The organism is Pseudoxanthomonas sp. P4_B2, assembly GCF_056402315.1.
This window is the reverse complement of sequence record NZ_JBFUHQ010000002.1, coordinates 246,453-267,920: the sequence shown is the minus strand read 5'-3', so window position 1 is coordinate 267,920 and position 21,468 is coordinate 246,453. Positions and strand designations below refer to the sequence as shown.

General features: G+C 61.5%; 18 protein-coding genes. 11 read left to right on the top strand and 7 right to left on the bottom strand.

Annotated elements, in window-relative coordinates; genetic code table 11:
- The first annotated feature begins 35 nt into the window (after positions 1 to 35).
- The 3 genes from AC1DTQ_RS05700 (at position 36) to AC1DTQ_RS05690 (ending at position 2,974) form a co-directional block, all read left to right on the top strand.
- Positions 36 to 467 (top strand): hypothetical protein, encoded by a 432-nt coding sequence (locus AC1DTQ_RS05700; RefSeq protein ID WP_477848561.1) that lies wholly within the window; start codon positions 36 to 38, stop codon positions 465 to 467.
- 159 nt (positions 468 to 626) lie between these two features.
- Positions 627 to 2,288 carry an alkaline phosphatase family protein gene (locus tag AC1DTQ_RS05695; RefSeq protein WP_477848560.1) on the top strand — a complete coding sequence of 554 codons (1,662 nt, stop codon included), beginning with the start codon at positions 627 to 629 and terminating at the stop codon, positions 2,286 to 2,288.
- Positions 2,288 to 2,974 (top strand): hypothetical protein, encoded by a 687-nt coding sequence (locus AC1DTQ_RS05690; RefSeq protein ID WP_477848559.1) that lies wholly within the window; start codon positions 2,288 to 2,290, stop codon positions 2,972 to 2,974. Before AC1DTQ_RS05695 ends, AC1DTQ_RS05690 begins: the two co-directional genes overlap by 1 nt.
- A gap of 275 nt (positions 2,975 to 3,249) precedes the next feature.
- Here AC1DTQ_RS05690 and AC1DTQ_RS05685 read toward each other — a convergent pair whose 3' ends face one another.
- From AC1DTQ_RS05685 to AC1DTQ_RS05670, 4 genes are all read right to left on the bottom strand, one after another.
- Entirely contained in the window at positions 3,250 to 5,037 is a 1,788-nt protein-coding gene (locus tag AC1DTQ_RS05685; RefSeq protein WP_477848558.1) for a DUF885 domain-containing protein, read from the bottom strand.
- Positions 5,038 to 5,124: 87 nt separating this feature from the next.
- Positions 5,125 to 5,562 (bottom strand): cytochrome c oxidase assembly factor Coa1 family protein, encoded by a 438-nt coding sequence (locus AC1DTQ_RS05680; protein ID WP_477848557.1) that lies wholly within the window; start codon positions 5,560 to 5,562, stop codon positions 5,125 to 5,127.
- A gap of 29 nt (positions 5,563 to 5,591) precedes the next feature.
- Positions 5,592 to 6,914, bottom strand: a complete 1,323-nt coding sequence (locus AC1DTQ_RS05675) for a hypothetical protein (protein ID WP_477848556.1) — start codon at positions 6,912 to 6,914, stop codon at positions 5,592 to 5,594.
- A gap of 58 nt (positions 6,915 to 6,972) precedes the next feature.
- Entirely contained in the window at positions 6,973 to 7,686 is a 714-nt protein-coding gene (locus AC1DTQ_RS05670; RefSeq protein WP_477848555.1) for a glutathione binding-like protein, read from the bottom strand.
- A gap of 112 nt (positions 7,687 to 7,798) precedes the next feature.
- On the opposite strand from AC1DTQ_RS05670, the gene AC1DTQ_RS05665 reads away from it, so the two are divergent.
- Both AC1DTQ_RS05665 and uvrD read left to right on the top strand, forming a co-directional pair.
- On the top strand, positions 7,799 to 8,422 hold the full coding sequence (locus AC1DTQ_RS05665) for a TIGR00645 family protein (RefSeq protein WP_477848554.1): 624 nt from the start codon (positions 7,799 to 7,801) through the stop codon (positions 8,420 to 8,422).
- A gap of 9 nt (positions 8,423 to 8,431) precedes the next feature.
- A complete protein-coding gene (gene uvrD / locus AC1DTQ_RS05660) occupies positions 8,432 to 10,606 on the top strand; it encodes a DNA helicase II (protein ID WP_477848553.1) in 2,175 nt (724 codons plus the stop codon).
- 84 nt (positions 10,607 to 10,690) lie between these two features.
- Here uvrD and AC1DTQ_RS05655 read toward each other — a convergent pair whose 3' ends face one another.
- The gene (locus AC1DTQ_RS05655; protein ID WP_477848552.1) at positions 10,691 to 10,954 is read right to left on the bottom strand and encodes a helix-turn-helix domain-containing protein; all 264 of its coding nucleotides are present in this window, start codon (positions 10,952 to 10,954) and stop codon (positions 10,691 to 10,693) included.
- Between the two features lie 308 nt (positions 10,955 to 11,262).
- Here AC1DTQ_RS05655 and AC1DTQ_RS05650 point away from each other — a divergent pair, with 308 nt between their 5' ends.
- From AC1DTQ_RS05650 to lepB, 6 genes are all read left to right on the top strand, one after another.
- Complete coding sequence (locus tag AC1DTQ_RS05650; protein WP_477848551.1) at positions 11,263 to 11,457, top strand: hypothetical protein; 195 nt, start codon at positions 11,263 to 11,265, stop codon at positions 11,455 to 11,457.
- 30 nt (positions 11,458 to 11,487) lie between these two features.
- Complete coding sequence (locus AC1DTQ_RS05645) at positions 11,488 to 12,144, top strand: lysostaphin resistance A-like protein (RefSeq protein WP_477848550.1); 657 nt, start codon at positions 11,488 to 11,490, stop codon at positions 12,142 to 12,144.
- A gap of 31 nt (positions 12,145 to 12,175) precedes the next feature.
- Entirely contained in the window at positions 12,176 to 14,275 is a 2,100-nt protein-coding gene (locus AC1DTQ_RS05640; protein WP_477848549.1) for a peptidase domain-containing ABC transporter, read from the top strand.
- 44 nt (positions 14,276 to 14,319) lie between these two features.
- Positions 14,320 to 15,567 carry an HlyD family secretion protein gene (locus tag AC1DTQ_RS05635; protein ID WP_477848548.1) on the top strand — a complete coding sequence of 416 codons (1,248 nt, stop codon included), beginning with the start codon at positions 14,320 to 14,322 and terminating at the stop codon, positions 15,565 to 15,567.
- A 116-nt stretch (positions 15,568 to 15,683) separates the two neighbouring features.
- A complete protein-coding gene (locus tag AC1DTQ_RS05630) occupies positions 15,684 to 18,458 on the top strand; it encodes a M16 family metallopeptidase (RefSeq protein ID WP_477848547.1) in 2,775 nt (924 codons plus the stop codon).
- Positions 18,459 to 18,740: 282 nt separating this feature from the next.
- A complete protein-coding gene (gene lepB, locus AC1DTQ_RS05625; RefSeq protein ID WP_477848546.1) occupies positions 18,741 to 19,370 on the top strand; it encodes a signal peptidase I in 630 nt (209 codons plus the stop codon).
- 71 nt (positions 19,371 to 19,441) lie between these two features.
- Here the strand turns inward: lepB and AC1DTQ_RS05620 are convergent, their stop codons facing one another.
- Together AC1DTQ_RS05620 and AC1DTQ_RS05615 are read right to left on the bottom strand one after the other, a co-directional pair.
- Positions 19,442 to 20,821 carry a matrixin family metalloprotease gene (locus tag AC1DTQ_RS05620; protein WP_477848545.1) on the bottom strand — a complete coding sequence of 460 codons (1,380 nt, stop codon included), beginning with the start codon at positions 20,819 to 20,821 and terminating at the stop codon, positions 19,442 to 19,444.
- A gap of 4 nt (positions 20,822 to 20,825) precedes the next feature.
- A complete protein-coding gene (locus AC1DTQ_RS05615; RefSeq protein ID WP_477848544.1) occupies positions 20,826 to 21,467 on the bottom strand; it encodes a hypothetical protein in 642 nt (213 codons plus the stop codon).
- Position 21,468 lies beyond the last annotated feature (1 nt).

Sequence of the window (21,468 nt, the reverse complement as noted above, 5' to 3'; positions counted from 1 at the left end):
CCGATCATCCAGCCATCCTTCAAGGGGAAACCGCCATGACCCTACGTTCCGCCACTCTTCTCCTACTGGCCCTTGCGCTCAGCGCCTGCGCCGGTACCTCCAAGGTCATGCTGGGCCAGGCGCGTCCGCCAGTCGATCCCGCCCAGGTTCGGATCTACACCACCCCGCCGCCCGGTTCGGTCGAGATCGCACAACTCGAATCCTCCAGCGCGGTCGGCTTCGGAACCCAGGGCCAGACCGACGCCGCGGTCGCCCGCCTCAAGCGCGAAGCCGCCGCACTCGGTGCCAACGGCGTAATTCTGATGGGGGTCGGCTCCAGCGGCTCGCCGGTCGGCATGTCGGTGGGCGCCGGCAGTTATGGCAGGCACAGCGCGGGCGGTATCGGCATCGGCATTCCGACCACTCAGAAGAAAGCCGCAGGCGTGGCGATCTATGTGCCACCGGGCGCCGTGCCTGCGCAACCTTGATCGATTGAGAGCAACGATGACTCCGTGGGAGCGGCTCCCACAGGGTTCCTTCGAGTTTCATGAAGCCGCCCGCGTAGCCGAACGGTTGCATTGCGGTCATCCAAGTGCAATGACGTATGCGGACAGTGCGCTTTCCCCCGAGAGCACTGGAGAATACCGATGCGCCACCTGTCCACGGTCCTGGGCTGCGCCGCCCTGACGATGTTGATCGCAGGCCCCGGCCTGACCGCAGAACCGGAACACATCCGCGGCAAGGCTTCGAACAAGCGCGCCGCCACTGCGCCGGCCGCCGCACGCGGCGAAAGCGCGCAGCAGTGGTACAGCGACGGAGCCCGCGCTGCGCGCGCCGGCGCCGAACTCCGCCCGAGCCACAAGAAGGCCAAGAACGTGATCCTGTTCGTCGGCGACGGCATGGGCCTGTCGACGGTGGCGGCCGCGCGCATCCTCGAAGGCCAGCTCAATGGCCGCAGCGGCGAAGAGAACGCGCTGAGCTTCGAACGGTTCCCGTATCTCAGCCTGTCCAAGACCTACTCGGTCGACGGCCAGACCCCCGACTCGGCACCGACGATGACGGCGATGATGACCGGCATCAAGACCAACCAGGGTGTGCTCAGCGTCACCCAAGACGCGCGCTACAACAACTGCGCCTCGGCCAAGGGCAAGAGTGTGGCCACCCTGCTGGAAGTGGCCGAAGCGTTGGGCATGTCCACTGGCATCGTCAGCACCGCGCGCATTACCCATGCCACTCCGGCCGCGACCTACGCGCATACGCCGAACCGCGATTGGGAAAGCGATGCCGAGCTCAGCGCCGAAGCCAAGACGTCGGGCTGCAAGGACATCGCACGCCAGCTGGTGGAATTCCCGTATGGCGACGGCCTGGAAGTCGCGCTAGGTGGCGGCCGCAGCTACTTTCTGCCCAGCACGCTCAACGATCCCGAAGACACCAGCAGCAAAGGCCGCCGTCTTGACGGCCGCAATCTGGCCAGCGAATGGAGCAGTCGGCCGGCCTCCGCCTACGTCTGGAACAAGGCGCAGTTCGACGCCATCAATCCAGCCACGACCCGGCATCTGCTGGGTCTGTTCGAACGCTCGCATATGGAATATGAGGCCGACCGTCCGCTCGATGCAGGCAAGGAGCCGAGCCTGGCCGACATGACCGCCAAGTCGATCGACATCCTGCAGGCCCGTAACGACAACAAGGGCTATTTCCTGATGGTGGAAGGCGGACGCGTAGACCATGCGCACCATGCCGGCAACGCCAGCCGCGCGCTGGTCGACGCCATCGCCCTGTCCGACGCGGTGCGTATGGCGATGCGCAAGAGTTCGGCCGAGGACACCCTGATCATCGTCACTGCCGATCACAGCCACACCTTCACCATCGCCGGGTATCCCGATCGCGGCAATAACATCCTGGGCAAGGTGGTCACCGATGGCGCGCTGGCGCTGGACGCCGACGGCAAGCCCTACACCACGCTGGGCTACATCAACGGTCCCGGCTATCGCGGTCCGGCCGCGCGTCCCGACCTGACCAACGTCGACACTGCCAACGTCAACTTCCTGCAAGAAGCGGCGGTGCCGATGGCCTCTGAAACGCACGCCGCCGAAGACGTGGGCATCTACGCCACCGGCCCGGGCGCGCACGCCTTCCAGGGTGTGGTCGAACAGAACGTCATCTTCCATGTGATGGCGCAATCGCAGAAGGACACTTCGTTCTTCTTCTGCTCGCTGTTTGGCGGTTGCGGCAAGGGCGACAAGAAGTCGTCGCTGGCGCCGCCGTTGCTCGAAGCCGACCTGCGCGCCGGTATGGCGAAGCAGCGCTGATGGCGCGTGGTTGGCTGCTGTTCCTCGCGTTGATCGCCGGCCAAGGATGGGCCGGCGATGGCCGCAGTGATGAGCCCGGCTCCAACACGAGCGCCGGCAAAACAGCCTGGGTAGCGGATTACCGCATCCGCGATGCGCGTGGCGAGCGCGGACTGGTGATGGTGTGCGACGATACCCGTATCGAATACCGCGTAGCCAATGAACCGGTCCGCGTCTGGCGGCAAACGGCCGATGGCGTGGAACTGCGGGAACTGTATCCCGCCGAACGGCGCATGGTGGTGTATGCGCCAGGCGATCTGCGTACCCTGGACAAAGTGCCGGACTGGACGCAGCTGTCAGGTCTGGTCGATCCGGCGCTGCGCGCGCGATTGAAGGCGACCGGCGATGCCACCGCATTCGCGCAACCGCTTACCCGCTACCGCGGCATCGATAGCCAGGGCACACCGGTCGCGCTGGATTGGTTGGTGGGTGCCGGACTGCCGGCGCGTTACTGCCTGGGCAAACATTGCGGCGGTCAACGCCGCAGCGACGATGCCATTCGCCTGCAGGGACTGACCCAGGCGCCAGCCGAGGGGGCGTTCACGCCCCTCGACGGCTTGCTCGAGATAGACCACGCCGACCTTGGCGACATGGAACTCGATACGTTCGTCCATGGCCTGTCGCACGCGGAGCATCTTGCGCACTGACGTTTGAGGAACTCTTATATTTTGGCTACCAGTAATTGTGGAATTTCACCCTTCTCCCGCTAGCGGGAGAAGGTGGCCGACAGGCCGGATGAGGGAGCTCGAAGCGGAAAAATGTGTGGTTGTGATGTCGATAAAGACCTTGCGTCCGCACGTTGCAGGATATTGAATATCGAAGCCCATCGGCTCCGGCCTTCCCCTCACCCGCCTTCGGCACCCTCTCCTGCTAGCGGGAGAGGGGTTCGATTTAATTTTTCTATACTGAAATCGAGGCGCTCCTATTTCTTCGCCTGCTGCGCCGGCACGAACTGCTCGCGCACCGCCTTGGCCAGCTGGTCCGGCGGCAATAGTCCCTGGTCCAGCAGGAAGTTGTTGAAGGCCTTGCGGTCGAACTTCTTGCCCAGCGCCAGCTCGGTCTGCATGCGCAGTTCCAGGATGCGGGTGTAGCCGTAGAAATAGCTGCCCGCCTGGCCCGGTGCGTTGAAGGTGTAGCGGTCCAGTTCCTGGCGCGCCATCGGTTCGGACAGGCCTACGTCTTCCTCCAGCACCAGCCGCGCGCGTTCGCGATCGGTCAGGCCCAGGTTGAGGCTGGGATCCAGCATCGCGCGCGCGGCACGCAGCAGGCGGAACTGCAAGGCGATCAGCTGCCCGTCCAGCGGCTCGTAGGGCACCATCTCGGCTTCGGCGTACAGCGCCCAACCTTCGACGTTGACCGAGTTGAAAGCGAACATGCTGCGCGCCAGCGACACGCCGCGTTCGACCATGGCGGTGAACTGCAATTCGTGACCCGGACGGCCTTCGTGCGCCGACAGCGTCCAGGCCACCGCGTCGAAATTGAAGTCGTCGTAATTCTTGCCCTTGCCGTCCTTGTCGGGATTGCCCAGCGGCAGCACGAAGGTGCCCTGCTGCCCGGTGTTGCCGACCAGCGGCGCGGGCAGGAAGTGCGGCGCGGGTTGCGCGGCGCTTTCGGCGGGCGAACCCAGTCGCATCTGCATGGGACGGTTGGGTACGTCCACGATCTTCTCTCGCGCGATGATCGGGTCGATCTGGTCGATGATGCCGCGATAGTAGGTTTCAAGCTTGTCGTTGGCGATGCTGTCCTTCTTCAGCGCCTTGATCACGTCGCGGTAGTCGGTCGCGGCTATGCCCTTGGACTTGGCCACCAGCGGCGCCAGCTGCTGCATCGCCGCGCGGGTTTCCATGAACTCCAGCTGCGCGCGCCGCATCAGCAGGGCCGGATCGACATCGATGCCGTATTGCTTGAGCTGGTAAGCGTACAGCTCCGGCGGCAGGCGAGTGTCGGTGCGCGCCTTCGGCAGGACCTTGCTGCGGGTCCATTCGTTGTAGGCCTTGAGTTGCTTCTCCATCGCATCCAACGCCTCCTCGGCGCCGGTGATCTTGTACTTGGCGAACAAGTCGCGCACGCCGCTCACGTAGGTATCCACATTGCCGACCGCGCGTTCGACCTCCAGTTTGGTCGGCTGCAGCAGTTTGCCGTCGGCCAACTTCTCTTCGTAGCGCTGCTGCGCCAGTGTGGTGATGGCGGTGCTGCCCGGCGCAAGGCCCACATAACGTTTCAGGCGATCCAGCGCCTTGGCGCGGCGCTCGGCGGGCGTCTGGTCGGAGAGCAGGCCGTTCATGCCGTTGAACACCATTTGCGGCGCATCGCTCCATGGCAGCAGATATTTTTCGTTGAGCTCGCTGCCTTCGATGTTCTGGTCGGCCGCCGCGATCATGATCTCCAGATCCTGGTGTACGTTCGGATCGCGCTCTTGCTGCAACTTGGTCTGCAGTTCCGCCTTGGCCTTGGCGGTCGCCTCGCGATAGCGCCTGGCATTGTCGGGTCCCAGATCCGCGACCAGGTCGTCGTAGCCGGGGATGCCGAAGAAGCTCGCGTATTCCGGTTGGAACGGCGCTTGCGCCTGCAGCAGGATCTGCGCGTAACCGTTGCTGGTTTCCACCCAGGCCGGCGCGGGCTTGCCTTGCACGGCCGGGGCGACGGCCTGAGCCAACGCGGGCAGAGGAGCGGACAACGCCAGGGCGATGGCGAGCACGAGTGGTTTCATCGGCGAAAATTCCAGCGGGAAGAAGACCGCCGACCCTACGCGCTCATCCGTGGCCGGGCAATGCGCCACAGGTCATGCACGGCTGTCTCAGGGTGCCGCTGCTTCTTCTTCCAGCAGGTCGATGCGCCTGCCGCCGTTGTCCAGCTGCAACACCAGGGTCTGGTAGCTCCACTCGCCCGCGGATTTCTCCGCCTCCACGAACAGATCGCCGCTCGCCTTCGGGCCTGTGAGGGGAATCTGCAGGTTGGCATCGCCCGAAGGGCCATTCACGTTGATGTTGCCCATCACCAGCCAACCCGGTTTCATCGGCTCGCCCAGCGCCGCGATCGCAGCGGGGCTGCGTTGGGCCTGCTGCAGAGAATGCTGGTAAGCGTCGGAAGATTTGATCATGCCGAAGAGGGCCGACATGAAGGCCAGCATCGCGGCCACGAACAATGTCAGCAACACCGCCGCGAGCATCGGCACGAACCACTTCCAGTTGCGGTGCCACCAGCCGGGAGATTGGTGCCGAACGGGTGTGTTCATGGCGCAGCCTCGAGTTGGGTGTGGCGAGGCTAGCGCTTTTCCGTTGCCGGCAACAGATCCACCGGCAGCGTGGGCTCGGAAAGAATTCGTTCCATCGCCGCCCAACGCGTTTGCGTCGTCGTGCCAGCGGCGTCGACATAGTCGCGCACCAGCTCCAGACCCAGGCCGTAGTTGATGACATAACTGCGGTAGCGATCGGTGAAGGCGATGGACTGTTCGGCGCGTTGCGGGGACATCAGTTGGTATTTCTGCGCGAGCAGGATGGCCTGGGCGCGGTCTATGCGTCCGTCCAGATAATCGCGGGCGATGGTCAGGCGCGCGCCGGCCAGTTCGCTGCGGGCCTGCTGCAGTTGCGCGTCGCGAGCGGCCAGCGCGGTATCCAATCCGGCCAGCGGATACAGCACATCGTGTTCGAAGACCTGTTTCCCCGCGCCCGGGAATGCCAGTTCGATGCCAAAGTTGGCCGAGCCCTCGGCGATCAGCGACATCGGGCTGTACAGCGGATACACGGTGAACTCGATCCAGCCGCGTTGCTTGGACAAACGCTGCTCCAGCAACATGTTCAGCACGTGGTGGCCGGGGTAGCCTTCGTGGCAGCCCAGGTCCACCGCGCGGCTCATGAGCACCGGCAGATCCGTGTTGATCTGGATCACGCTGGTGGCGTTGCCCTTGTACCAGTTGTAGCCCGACCAGGGCTGGCCGGTGACCAGTTCCAGCGAGAACTTCTCTTCGGCGGGCAGGGCGATATGCTGCAACGTGCGGCGCTTGCATTCGTTGATGGACGCATGCATCACCGCCTGCAGTTTGTCGGCGGGGATCGCAGTGGTGCTGGCGAAGGCGTCCACGCGCTTCCACAACGGGCCTTCGCCGGGGAATACCGCCTCCAGCCGTTGCAGCGCCGGGTCGTAGTCGGCCAGCGGCTTCAGTTGCGGGCGTAGCGCGTACAGGCCTTCGGCTTCGTGTTCGAAATCCAGCTTTTCGCCGGCAAGCATCGCCATGCGCGTGCGCGCGGCGGTCAGCTGCGCGGCGAGCAGATGCTTGCGGCGAACTTCCAGCGGCGCCAATTGCGCGTCATCGACTTTGGCCAGCCGCTGTTGCAGCACCTCGGCAGCTGCGCGCAATTCAGGCAGCGGACGCGGCGCGCGCTTGGCCTGCTGCGCCCATTCGTCCGGCCCGTAATAGGCATCGATGTAGCCGGATTCGTGCTCGCCGATTTCCAAGCTCAAGTGCACATAGGCCTCGGCGAGGGGGTCGAGCAAGGTGCGCGAAGCAGGCGTGCTGTTGGGCGCGGATGCGGAGGCAGTCTGGATTGCAGCGGAAATGATCATCAGCGTTGCCAATACGAGTTTCATCGGTGCTCCGATTACTTTGGTGCCGTCATCCCGGGATTTGTCGGGATGACGGAGTGTATTACTTCTGCGCGCCCTGTCCGAACAGATGCTTGCGTTCTTCCTCACTCAATGGCTTTCCTGCTCCCGGGTTCACCTTGTTCTTCCACGCATAGGCGCGTTCGGTCGCTGGGCGTGCGGCGATAGCGTCATGCCAGCGTTTGATGTTGGGGAAAGCTGCGAAATCAGCCGGCAGTTTGTCGTAGGCGCCGATCCACGGATAGGTCGAGATGTCGGCGATGGTGTAAACGTCGCCGGCCAGGAATTCATGTTCAGCCAGGCGCTTATCCATGACCCCATGCAGGCGCGTCACTTCGCGGCCGTAGCGATCGATGGCGTAGGCAATAGGCTCGGGCGCATACACGTTGAAGTGACCCATTTGTCCGGTCATCGGCCCCAACCCGCCCATCTGCCAAAATAGCCATTCCATAGCGGCAGTACGGCCGCGCAAGTCCTCAGGAAGAAACAGGCCGGTCTTCTCCGCCAGGTATTGCAAGATCGCGCCGGATTCGAACACGCTGATCGGTGCGCCGCCATCGGAAGGCGCATGGTCGACGATCGCCGGCATCTTGTTGTTGGGTGAAATGATCAGGTATTCGGGCTTGAACTGGTCGCCGACGCCAATGTTCACTGGTTTGACGCTGTATTCCAGCGCATGGCCGGCATCGACCAGCTCTTCCAGCAACAGGGTGATCTTGTGGCCGTTTGGCGTGGGCCAGTAGTACAGGTCGATCATGGGGAAACTCTTGCTGCATCAGGGAAAGCCAGTGTATCGCCGCTGCCGCGCTTGGCAGCGTCAACATAGGCCGGTAACCTGCCGCATCCCCGCAACGCAGCATTCCGCTCTTATGCAGCACAAACAACCCGTTCGCCTTGGGCCGTTGCCCACGCTTATTTTCAGCTCGCGCTGGCTGCAGCTGCCCTTGTACCTGGGCCTGATCGTGGCCCAGGGCGTTTATGTGGTGTTGTTCATCAAGGAGCTGTGGCATCTGGTGCATGGCGCCACCAGCCTGAGCGAGCAGGACATTATGCTGCTGGTGCTGGGCCTGATTGATGTGGTGATGATTTCCAACCTGCTGATGATGGTCATCGTCGGCGGCTACGAAACCTTCGTCTCGCGCATGCGCCTGGAGAACCACCCAGACCAGCCGGAATGGCTGAGCCACGTCAATGCCAGCGTGCTGAAGGTGAAGCTGGCGATGGCGATCATCGGCATCTCCTCGATCCATCTGCTGAAGACTTTCATCGCCGCGGGTTCGCTGGGCGCGCTGCCGTTCTGCACGGCGGAGCAGTTCGCGATGATCAAGGATGCGGCCGTCGTGGTGAAGCCGACTTGCGCGCAGCTCACCGAAACCGGCGTGCTCTGGCAGACCATCATCCATTGCGTTTTCATCCTGTCGGCCATCGGCATCGCCTACACCGACAAGCTGATGCAGAATGACAATCACAAGGTCAGGGCGGCAGCGCACTAAACTTCGGCTGTGGATGTCTCTCACCTACTCGATGACCTGAACCCGGCGCAGCGCGAAGCGGTTTCCGCGCCGCCGGGCCATTACCTTGTGCTGGCCGGCGCCGGCTCGGGCAAGACGCGTGTGCTTACCCACCGCATCGCCTGGCTCAATGAAGTGCATGGCGTGCCGGTGCACGGCATCTTCGCCGTCACCTTCACCAACAAGGCCGCCGGCGAGATGCGCCACCGCGCCGATGCGCAGTTACGCAATGGCAGCCGCGGCATGTGGATCGGCACTTTCCACGGCCTGGCCCACCGCCTGTTGCGCCTGCACTGGCAGGAAGCGAAATTGCCGGAGACCTTCCAGGTGCTGGATTCGGACGACCAGCTGCGTCTGGTCAAGCGCGTGATCCAGCAGATGGAACTGGATGACGCGCGCTTTCCCCCGCGCCAGATCGCCTGGTGGATCAACGCGCAGAAGGACGAAGGCCGCCGCGCTGAGCACATCCAGCCCGGCGACGATCAATGGACCGACACCCTGCGCCGCGCCTACGCGCTGTACCAGGAGCGTTGCGATCGCGCGGGCCTGGTGGATTTCGCCGAATTGCTGCTGCGCGCGCATGAGCTGCTGCGCGACCAGCCGGCGTTGCTGGCGCATTACCGTGCCCGCTTCCGCGAGATCCTGGTGGACGAATTCCAGGACACCAACGCCATCCAGTACGGATTCGTGCGCTTGCTAGCCGGCGACAGCGGGCATGTGTTCGTGGTCGGCGACGACGATCAGGCTATCTACGGTTGGCGCGGCGCCAAAGTGGAGAACGTGCAGCGCTTCCTCAAGGATTTTTCCAGCGCGCAGACCATCCGCCTGGAACAGAACTACCGCTCCAGCGCCAACATTTTGGGCGCGGCCAATGCGGTGATCGCGCACAACCCGGATCGCATCGGCAAGCAGCTGTGGACGGACACCGGCGATGGCGAACCCATCGACCTGTACGCCGCCTACAACGAGGTCGACGAAGCGCGCTATGTCGTCGATCGCATCCTGCAGTGGGTGCGCGACGGCGGCAGTTACAGCGAGGCCGCCGTGCTTTATCGCAGCAACGCGCAGTCGCGCGCCTTCGAAGAAACGTTGCTGGCCGAACAGGTGCCGTACCGGGTCTACGGCGGCATGCGCTTCTTTGAGCGCGCCGAAATCAAGGACACCCTGGCCTACCTGCGCATGATCGCCAATCGCGCCGACGACGCGGCTTTCGAGCGCGCAGTCAACACACCCACGCGTGGCATCGGCGACCGCACCCTGGACGAGGTGCGCAAACGCGCGCGTACGCTGTCGCAACCGTTGTTCGAAGCGGCACGCGCGCTTTCGGTCGGCAACGAGCTGGCCGGCCGTGCGCGCAATGCGCTGGCGGGTTTTATCGCCTTGATTGAGGCGCTGACGGTAGAAGTCGCGGAGCTCGATCTCAAGGACAAGATCGATCATGTGCTGATGCGTTCCGGGCTGCGCGATTTCTATCTCAACGAAAGCAAGGGTCAGCTGGATTCGCGCACCGAGAACCTGGACGAACTGGTTTCGGTGGCCTCGCGTTTCGTGCGCCGCGACGATGAAGAGACCGAGGGAATGAGCGAGCTCACCGCCTTCCTCGCCTACGCCTCACTGGAAGCCGGCGAAGGCCAGGCCCAGGCGGGCGAGGATGGCGTGCAACTGATGACGCTGCATTCGGCCAAGGGGCTGGAATTTCCGCTCGTGTTCCTGGGCGGTATGGAAGAGGGGCTTTTCCCCAGCAGCAAGTCGCTGGACGAAAGCGGACGGTTGGAGGAAGAGCGTCGCTTGGCTTACGTCGGCATCACCCGCGCGCGGCAGAAACTGATGCTGAGCTACGCGGAGACGCGCCGCATCCATGGCCAAGACATGTACGGCATCCCGTCGCGCTTCCTGCGCGAAATTCCGCAGCACCTGCTGCACGAAGTGCGGCCCAAGGTGCAGGTGTCGCGCACTTACTCGGCCGGTGCGCCCCGCAGTTTCGGTCATGCGCCCATCGAAGCGCCGCCGCTCAAACTGGGGGCCAACGTCTCGCATCCGAAATTCGGACAGGGAGTGGTCACCGACTACGAAGGCACCGGCGCCCACGCCCGCGTGCAAGTGAACTTCGATGCGGAAGGCAGCAAGTGGCTGGTGCTGGCTTATGCGAACTTGCAGGTGATGTGAGTCTTCGCGGCTTGTGGGGTCCAAAGCCTAAAGTATTCTTGCTCGACGGAACTGCTACGCAAGAAAGAACCACCGGCGCCGCTTCTACGTGGTACGTCGATCCATGTCGCGCGTCGTTTCACCGGGTAAGGCCGCCGGATTGACGTGAGGTTGTCCGAAGACCAGCCAATGCAGGTCTACGTCAGTTATGCGCGAGAACTCGATAAGCATGCGGGCGCTAGGCGGGGAACGATTGGTTTCCCAATGCCCCACTGTGCCATGTGTCACACCAAGTAAGTTAGCTAATGCGCGCTGGCTAAATCCTGCGAGCCTGCGGGTACGGCGTATTCGCGTTCCTAGCGATAGCATGTTCGTCCCTGCGTGACCTACGTCACGGCGCGAATGTAGCGCTGTGTTGCGCAATCTGCAAATAGGGAGTGTGAGTTTGTCTACTGCCAGTAGGCAAATACGGGTTCGGTCAATTTGGCTACTGCGTGTAGACGAGCCTCGTGTTTCAATGATTTAGAGAGCAAAAGTTGGTGGAGCGTCAACGTCAGATAAAAGAATGAGCTCTGCATGGGGTTGCGATTGCGTTGGGCAAGGGCGGAAGGTTGAGTCGCTGGCATTGGCCAGTAGCGTTGGCCATGGTGGCCACGTTTAATTCAAGGAGTTTGATCATGCGTGAATTGGTTTATTCGGAAGTTCAGAGCATCTCTGGTGGCGAAGCTCAATGCACCGTCAGCCTTGGGACTTCTACTGGCGTGTCCTGCACTGGATCAGTGGGGGAATTGGCCATGGTCGCGGTACAAGTATATGGGTTCTTGGCAGCCAGCCCGTTTACCATCCCTGGAATTATTGAGCGGGTGCGCTGAAGAACTGAACATTTACAGGAGGAGGGATGCTTGCATCCTTCCTCTCTAGAAAGGCAGGCATGCGTGATTAATCCAACCAATTCATTACCCCGCGCTCCTGGTTATGCGGTGATGGCTGGAATTACTGCTTTGGCAGTTAATGGCGCTCTAATGGTGGCAGGGCAAGCTGTGGGGATTGTCGGCTCCAAGATTCTTGCTGAAGCTGCGACCTTCATCGTTCTGATTTGGTTATATCCCGAGCCTCAAGGAAGACGATGGAGTTTGAACTCTGTCGTAGCTTTCTTATTGACAGGAGTTGCCATAGGAACTGTTTGGGTTGGCTTCATAGGGCTGAGACTCGCAAACAGCGAAGCTAGCGAGTGGACTAATTTCCCATTTTTTTTTGTTCTCCTTGGGTTTATCAATGCATGCATAACAGCCCCACTATTCGAAGAAAAAATTGTGCGCCATCTGCTATTCCGCGGCATCGAAGACAAAACAAATTCATTCCTGGCAAGCATTATTGTTTCCATCATTTTCGCAATCCCCCATACGGGCAGCGTGATTTGGGCATTTTTCGTGTCTATGGTTCTGTGCTGGTTGACGGTCAAATGGGCCTTGAATACCTGGCAGCGCGCGATAGTTCATGGAAGTATCAATCTGTTGATAATGCTCTGGAGCTTAACGAGCGGCTTTGGCTTGTTATGAAAATTGTTGTTCTCTAGGTCTTTGATTTCGCATGGAAGCAGTACTTCAATCCGAATCCTCTGAATGCGGTCTGGCTAGCTTGGCTATGGTGGCCAGCTACCACGGCCAGAAACTCGCGTTACGCCAATTGCGCCAACGCTTCCCGTTATCGCTCAAAGGCGCCAACCTTTCGCGCTTGATTGCGGTTGCTGGGCAGCTAGGCTTCCAGTGCCGTCCGTTGCGGCTGGACATGGAGCACTTGGGCCAACTCAAGCTACCTTGCGTCCTGCATTGGGACTTGAGCCACTTTGTCGTCCTGGCCAAAGTTAGCAAAAAGAAAGTCATCATTCTCGATCCGGCCTTCGGCAAGCGCGAGTTTAGCTATGCCGAAATTTCCGATCACTTCACTGGCGTGGTGCTGGAGCTGACTCCCGCCGCCGAGTTCAAACCGCGGAAGGCCGCACCGAGCATTTCCTTTGGCCAACTGACGGGCCGCGTGACCGGTCTGTGGCGTTCGCTGACCCTGATTTTGGTGTTATCGGTCGCTTTGCAGGTCTTCGTCATCCTCGCACCCTTCTTCATGCAATGGGTGGTGGACCAAGTACTGATCTCTGCCGACCGCGACCTGTTGACGGTATTGGGGCTGGGCTTCGCTCTCGTTCTGCTCCTCCAGGTAAGCATCGGCTGGTTGCGTGGCTGGTCTGTCGTGTATCTCTCCAGCCGGCTCGGCTTGCAGTGGATGGGCAACGTCTTCAACCACCTGCTCGAGCTGCCTTTGGATTTCTTCGAGAAGCGCCACCTGGGCGACATCACATCGCGCATGGGCAGCGTGCAGATCGTCCAGCGCACCTTGACGACGAGCTTCGTGGAAGCGTTGATCGATGGGCTGATGGCCGTGGTGACCTTGGGCATAATGCTTATCTATAGCTGGAAGCTAGCGCTGATCACTCTACTGGCGGTGCTGCTGTACCTTGGCCTGCGTGCCCTGGCGTTCCGTCCCGTCCGCGAAGGCACCGAACAGCAGCTGATCGCTGGTGCTAGACAGCAAAGCCATTTGCTCGAATCGATTCGCGGCGTGCGGTCGGTCAAGGTCGCCGGACGCGAAACTAGCCGGCGCTCCACCTATCTCAACCTGATGAGCGACACCGTTAACCGCGATGTCTGTCTGGCCAAACTGGGTCTGGGGTTCAATACCGCCAGTCAGCTAATCTTCGGCGCCGAGCGCATTGCGGTGATCTGGATAGGCGCGGTGCTGGCCATGCAGAACGTGTTCTCGGTCGGCATGCTGATCGCGTACCTGGCTTACAAGGATCAGTTCGCCGGACGCATCGGAAGCCTGATCGACAAATGGATCGAGTTCCGCATGCTGCGCCTTCATGGCGAACGCCTCGCGGACATCGTCTTGGCTGAACCGGAAGTCCTGGGCGAGCACCGTTTTGAGCACACCTTGCCTGCCAGCACTCGGCTGGAAGTCACAGGTCTGAATTTCCGTTATGCAGAAGGCGAATCGTGGGTACTGCGAGACTGCAGCTTCTCCGTGGAAGAAGGCGAATCAGTCGCGATTGTCGGCCCCTCGGGCTGCGGAAAGACCACTTTGGTGAAGCTGTTGCTGGGCTTGTTGAAACCCACGCAGGGCACCATCACCGTGGATGGACAGGATATTGCCAAGCTGGGTCCGCACAACTACCGGCAGATGGTCGGTGCGGTGATGCAGGATGATCAGTTGTTCGCCGGCAGCGTGGCCGAGAACATCGCCTTCGGCGAGGAAGGCTTCGATTCGGAGCGTATCGAAGGTGCCGCTCGGCTCGCTGCGGTGCATGACGAGATCGCCGCCATGCCGATGGGTTATCACAGCCTGATCGGAGACATGGGTACTACGTTATCGGGCGGACAGAAACAGCGCGTGATCCTGGCGCGTGCGCTTTACCGCATGCCGCGCATCCTGTTCCTGGATGAAGCCACCAGTCATCTGGACGTGGAGCGGGAACGCCTGGTCAACGAAGCCGTACGCGAACTCAAGTTGACTAAAGTGATCATTGCCCATCGTCCGGAGACTATCGCCAGCGCGGATCGGGTTCTGTTGATGCAAGGTGGGCGGATTGTGGAAGAGCATCGACTGGCGCGGGTTGCGCCTGTGGCGGTGGCGGTATGAATCTCTTTGCCGTGGCCATGACGAACGTGGAGGGCAGTGCGTCCATGACTGACTCTCTCTTCCGCCATGAAGTGCTGGAAGCCAAACGCAACAGCTGGCTCGGCGGAATTTCCCTTTCACAACCCTTGCGGCTATGGGTGCTCGCCGGTTTCGCGATGCTCGCGGCGTCGGCCATCATCGGCTTCTTGGTCTTGGGCGAGTACACGCGCCGTTCCAAGGTCACAGGACAGCTCGTGCCCGATCTGGGTCTGTCGACTATCGTGTCGCCAACCGGCGGAGTCGTGGGCCAGCTCTTCCCCGAAGAAGGCGACCAAGTGGAAGCCAACGATGCACTGACCTTGATCAATGTGCCGCGTGTGACCGCTTCCGGCAGTGACGCATTGACCGTGATCAGGGAAGGCCTGGAATCCCGGCGCGGCAGCCTGACCGAGCTGGGGCAGTCGCAAGCAGCGCAAATCGATGCGCAGATTCAGGGCGTCGGCCGGCAGCGCGTCGCCGCGCAACGCGAGTTGGCGCAGATAGAGAACGAAATATCGACTCGTCGCGAACAGGTACGCATCGGCAAGGAAACCGCCGAGCGCTACCAGCGTGTGGCGGAAGAGAAGTATGTCAGCCAGGTGCAAGTCAACCAGCAACAACAGTCGTGGCTTGAATTGGTCAATGCGCAACAGGGGCTCGAGCGGCAGGCCACCTCGATTCGTCGCAGCCTCGCACAACTGGACCAGACGCTGCGCGAGCTTCCTGCGCAACGGCAAGGTCTGCAAGCCAGCACGAGTCGCGACTTGGCGATGTTGGACCAGGAGCGAGTGCAGCAAGAAGCCAACGGTGAACTGCTTATTCGGGCACCGTTGGCAGGCTTGATAGCCAATCGACTGATCGAACCGGGTCAGGCCGTGCAGGCAGGCCAGCCTTTGATGAGCCTACTGCCGACCGGGTCGCAACTCCAAGCCCAGCTATTGGTACCCAGCGCTGCCGTGGGGTTCATCGAACCGGATGACCGTGTGCTGCTGCGCTATCAGGCATACCCGTACCAGAAGTTCGGCCATCACGGCGGCAAGGTGATTCGTGTTTCCCGCAGCGCCATTACTCCCGTCACGCAAGAGGGGCAAAGCGCCGAGCCCTATTACCGAGTGTCGGTCGCGCTCGACCAGCAAACCATCATTGCCTACGGCAAGCCGGAACCGTTGCGACCCGGGATGCGCTTGGATGCGGACATCCTGGGCGAGCGCCGCAAGTTGTACGAATGGGTGTTGGAACCTTTGTATTCGCTGCGTGGGAGGACAGGCCATTGAGACTCCGCTGCTGGGCTCCGCCAGAAGCAGCACCCAAATAGTTTGAAACGCCAACGGTCCAAACGCAGGGAAGCTGAAGATGTTTTCTGCGCACCTTCTTAACAGAGAGAGTACTAATGAAAAGGAATCGCTACGTCTTTCCGCTGGCCCTGGCCCTGGCCTTTGGACATCCGCTTTTCGCCTCCGCCGAGGTGCCTCTGCCTAAGGGCGTCAGCGCCGGCCCCAGCATCGAGGGCATCAGTCAGTACAACCTGTCCAATGGCATGAAGGTATTGCTGTTCCCCGATGCCACCAAGCCTACGGTCACCGTGAACCTGGTTTACGGTGTTGGCTCGGCGCACGAGAACTACGGCGAAACCGGCATGGCCCATTTGCTGGAGCATTTGCTGTTCAAAGGTACGCCCACGCAGTCTGACATCAGCGGCGAGATGAAGAAGCGCGGCATCGATTTCAATGCCGCCACCTCTCTGGATCGCACCAATTATTTCACCTCGTTTCCGGCCAACGACGATACCCTAACCTGGGTGCTGGGCATGGAAGCGGACCGCATGGTCAACTCCAATGTGGCCCGGAAGGATTTGGACACCGAGATGACGGTGGTGCGCAACGAACTGGAGAAGAACGAAAACGCTCCCGCTGCGGTTTTGTTCCAGCGTATCCGCTCCACCGCCTTCCTCTGGCACAACTACGGTAATTCCACCATCGGCGCACGCTCGGACGTGGAAGGCGTGCCGATCGACAAGCTGCAGGCGTTCTATCGCCAGTGGTACCAGCCCGACAATGCGGTGCTGATCGTCGCCGGCCGCATAGACCCGGCCAAGACGCTCGCCCTGGTGAGCAGTCGCTTCGGCAAGCTGCGCAAGCCAGTGCGCACCTTGCCGCGTTTCTACACCGTCGAGCCGGCCCAGGACGGTGAGCGCGAAATCACCGTACGTCGCAGCGGCGACCTCCGTGTAGTCGCCGCCGCTTACCACATCCCTGCCTTGACTCAGGCCGACAGTGCGCCGCTCAAAGTACTGGCGGACGTGTTGGGCAATACTCCAAGCGGGCGTCTGCACAAAGCGTTGGTGGAAACCAAGGCCGCGGCTGGTGTCGGCGCTGGTGACGAATCGATGCGCGAACCCGGGCTGCTCAGCGTGATCGCAGTGTTGCCCAAGGACGGCGATTCGGCCAAGGCCGAAGCCGAACTTCTGGCGCAGGTGGAGGATCTGGGCACGCGCCCGGTTACTCAGCAGGAAGTCGATGAAGCCAAGCAGCGCATCGCCAATGCTTATGAGTTGTACTTTACAGACGTCAACGCGGTGGGCATGGGCCTATCCGAATTCCAAACCGCCGGCGACTGGCGCCTGCTATTCACCAGTCGCGACGCGATTGAGAAGGTGACTGCCGCCGATGTAAACCGCGTGGCCACCGCCTACCTGAAATCCAGCAACCGCACACTGGGCCGCTTCGTGCCCACCGACAATGCTCAGCGGGTCGAAGTGGCCGCAGCGCCGGAGGCGGTCAAGGTGGTGGAAGGCTACGTGGGCCGCGCTGCGGTGGCTGCCGGCGAAAATTTCGATCCGACTCCGCAGAACCTGCAGGCACGCACGCAGACGTTCACGCTGGGAAATGGTTTGAAAGTGTCGTTGCTGCCGAAGCAGACCCGCGGTGAAACCGTAATGGTGGATGCGAAGTTCCGTTTCGGCGATGAAAAGTCCGTCACCGGCCGAGTCGACGCGGCCGGCTTCACCGGCGCCATGCTGATGCGCGGCAGCAAAGAGCACAACCGTCAGCAGATCGACCAACGCTTTGAAGCCTTGAAGACCAAGGCAGACATCGGCGGCGATGCGCAGGCGGCGACGCTGAAGCTCAATACACGCAAGGCACAGCTGGCCGAGGCGCTGGCACTGGCTGCCGATGTGGTTCGAAATCCGGTGTTCCCGGAAAGCGAATTCGAGCAGCTGCGTTTGCAAGCGATCACTGGCCTGGAAGCCTCACGCAAAGAGCCGGCCAATGTAGCCGGCTTGGCGTTGACCCGGCATTTCGATCCATGGCCGGCCGGACACCCTCTGCACGCCAAGACTTTGGATGAGTCGCTGGCCGCGGTGAAAGGGCTGAAGGTAGAGGATCTGCGCGCCTTCCATCGCGATTTCTACGGTACCAATGATGGTGAAATCGCCATCGTCGGTGACTTCGACCCCGCCGCGGTCAAGCAACAATTGGAAGCGCTGTTCACGGGTTGGAAGTCGCCCCGGGCGTACGCGCCTATCGACACCCGCTACACGTCCGTCGCGGCAGCGCACGAACGTTTCGAAACACCGGACAAACCCAATGCGGTGCTGCTGGCGCGCAGCAATCTATCGCTGAAGGTCACCGATCCCGACTATCCGGCCATGCAGGTGGCCAACAATATCTTCGGCGGCGGCGCAATGAAGTCTCGCCTCGGTGACCGTATCCGTCAGAAGGAGGGCTTGAGCTATGGTGTGGCCAGCGATATCCATGGCGACGACAGCCGCGAAGGCAAAGACGATAGTGGTTACCTTGCGATCCAAGCCATTGCTGCTCCGGAAAATATGGATAAAGTGGAGGCCGCGATTCGCGAGGAGCTGACGAGGCTGGTTACAGACGGCGTCACTCACGATGAGCTGAAGGATGCGGTTTCCGGAATACTGACCATGCGCCAGCAGGGCCGTGCGGAAGACGCCAGCGTTTCCGGCATGCTCACCGACCAGCTGTACTACGGCCGCACCATGCAATTCACCGCGGATCTGGACGCCAAGTACCAAGCCTTGACGCTGGAACAGGTGAACGAAGCGATCCGCAAGCACTTGAAGCCGGAGGCGTTAAGCGTTTATGCCGCCGGTGATTTCGGCGGCGCGTCGCAAACGCAGGCCCCTGCAGGAAAATAAGCCGAATCGATATGAGCGGGTGCTGGTCCTCGCTTGGACAGAATCCAAACGAGGGTGCGCACCAGCCTGGAACGGTACTGGTCTGGGAATGATCTTCCACAGGCGGATGAAATCCGCGAGATCGAAGTGATGCTTTGATTCGAACGCGCTAGAAGAGGATTCCTTGTTCGGACTTGCTTGAGCCCGCAGACGATCCGCGGTCTATCCGGCGCATGACCCTTGGCATATGCGGACTGGACGTCAGCATGAGTTACTCCCGGTGGAATCTACCGGAGCATCCGCATGCAGACCCAACCCGAATCCTCGACCCCGCCTGGAAAGATGCGGCGCTGGATGCGCAGCGAATTGCCGCAGATCGCACTAATGCTGTTGTTGCTGGCGGCGGCGCGGGACTCGTTCGCCAATCATTACTACGTGCCCTCCGGATCGATGGAGCACACGTTGGAGATCGGCGATCGCGTGGCGGTCGACATGCGGGCCTATGGCGTGCGCTTGCCGTTCACCGACGTGCAGCTCATCGCTACCGGGAGGCCCGAACGCGGCGACATCGCGGTGTTCGATTCGCCGCAGGACGGCACCCGGCTGATCAAGCGCGTGGCCGCGGTGGCGGGGGACGAAGTAGAACTGGTCGATGGCAGGCTAAGCATCAATGGCGTGTCGCTGGAAACGATCGACGGAAAAGATATCGAGCTCTTCCGCAACCATCGCGCCACGCTCAACCTATCGCATGGCGGCGGACCGGACATCCATGGGCTCATTGTCCCCGAGGGTCAGGTGCTGATGCTGGGCGATGCGCGTGGCAACAGCCTCGATGGGCGCTTCTTCGGGCTGGTGCCGGTGAATGAACTGTACGGACGCGCGGTCGCCGTCTATCACCGCCGCGGAGAAGGCTTCGTCTGGCGCAGGCTTTGATCAGGTAACCGGCCTTCGCCGTTGCCGCACGGCCTCAATGCGGCAACGGGGTCGGAACCCCGAACATATCGTCAGTCCGGTTTGGTGTAGGCGACTTCCAGCTTGTAGTTGCCTGCCGCGTAGCCCCGCACCATCACGTAGATCTTGTTGCGGTTGGCCGGCACTTCCAGTTCGCAGGTTTCGTTGGCGTGGCTCAGATAGGGGCGGCAAATCCAGCTCGAGGTATCGGGCGGGCCGACATAGCGCACATACAAGTCCGGATCGCCCGCGTTGCTGCCAGCGCCTTGCATCTTCACTTTGGCGATAGAGCCGGGTTTGACCGCAAAGGGACCGTACTGTTTTTTTGCGCCCTTGGCCACGGACTGGTTGTCGAACATCTTGGTCTCCACCGCGCCTGTCGCAGGCGCGTCCGGTGCATGGTAAATGCACTGCGTCAGGTTTTCCGGATTGTTGCTCCCCTTTCCATACAGGCAGGCCGACCCTGCCTTGTCCAGCCCGGTCAGCACCAGCGACCAGTCGCCGCCGCCGTTGCACTGCGGATAGTGCATGACCGAGAACTTGTCGTAAGCAGTCAGCGGCTCGAATTGATCGTCCTCAAAACAGGTGCCGGCCTCGGGACGCGTGTGTTCGTGACGCAGGCCCAACGTATGTCCCAGTTCATGGCGCAAGATGCCGACCAACTGCAGCGGTTCGCCAGGCGCAAGGTCGAAGGAGGAATTGTCGATCAGCACATTGCGGTCGTTGCGCTGGTCGCTGGGGAAGAAAGCGCGCGCCAGGTATTCGCCATCCACGTCCACGGGCCGCACATCGAACAGCACGTTCGGATTGCTCGCGTTGCAGCCGCCGTCCTGGGCCGGGACATGGATGAAATCCACCTTCGCCGCTTCTTCCCAGCTTCTGGACGCCGCTTCCATATCGGCGATGACCGCGGCTTTATGCGTACCGAAAGCATTGCTGACGCAGTAGGTCAGCTGCTTCTTCTTCTCGCTGGTCCAGATGTCGACGCCGCCGGCTGCGCCTTTGGCGGCGGCCAGCGCGACAGTCAGTTTGCCATTGGCCACGCCGTCGGCTTCCTTCTGCATCTTTTCGAAAAATTCCTGCAGGAGCTTCCGGTCTGGAATGGCGATGTCGCCGTTGACGATGTACTTGCCGCCTTCGCCCGGCTCCTTGTAGACCGAGGCCTCGAACTCCTCGAAGGTCTTGCCGACCCATTTCTTGCGCGCGGCATCGGCTGCATCCGCAATGGATTTCTCGGCAGTGGCGATGTTCTCGTCGGTCGCTTCGACCGCGCTCGTGGCGGGTTTGATGTCGCTTTCGGCCGGTGCCGGCGCAGGCTCGACCGGGGGCGCAGTGCTCGTTGCAGGCGAAGTGTCTTGCTTGCAAGCGGCAAGCGCCAATGCCAAGGCCAGCATCAGCAAGGGACGCGCAGGAGAGGAAGTGGATGGGTTCATGGTTCTATTCCTTGTTTGAGGGGCAGGGTGCTTCGACGACGTTGAGCAGATCGACATCGGCCGAGATCTTGTGGATCTCAATCAGTGCGGCCTGCGCGTCGCTGGCATTGCGGAATTCGACGCAAAGCCGTGATTCGCCTTCGAGGCCGATGCGCTGGTACTGCAGGGCGATGACGGCGGCGGTCGCTTGCTGCTGTTCCAGCAGCGCGCGGATTTTCTTGAATGCTTCGCGGGTTTCGGCGGAAACGCCCTTGCCGCGCGAAAGAGCGTTGATGGTGATGTGAGTGGGCACCGCTTCTTTGACGTCAGTGGCGGGCAGGGCCGGCGATGGTGTCGGTTTCACGGAGGGCTTGCTGATGGTGGTGGGCCTTGGTTTAGGTGAAAGCGGCGGGGTCTCGATGGCTGGTGCGGGCGTAGCCGTCGGTTCCGTCGCAGGAGTCGCCGGTGCGGTCGTTTCGGCGACAGGCGTATCGGGTCCCGCTGCCGCCGATGGCGCGTCGGCGGACGGGGTGGCCGGTACGGGCTCCGAAGGCGGGTTGCCGGCATCGCCAGGGGGAGGCGCAGAGGCGCTACAGGCCGTGCACGCGCAAACGAAAGTCAGCAGCGCCATCAATGCCGTGCCCGGCGCAACGAAGGGAATGCGCATT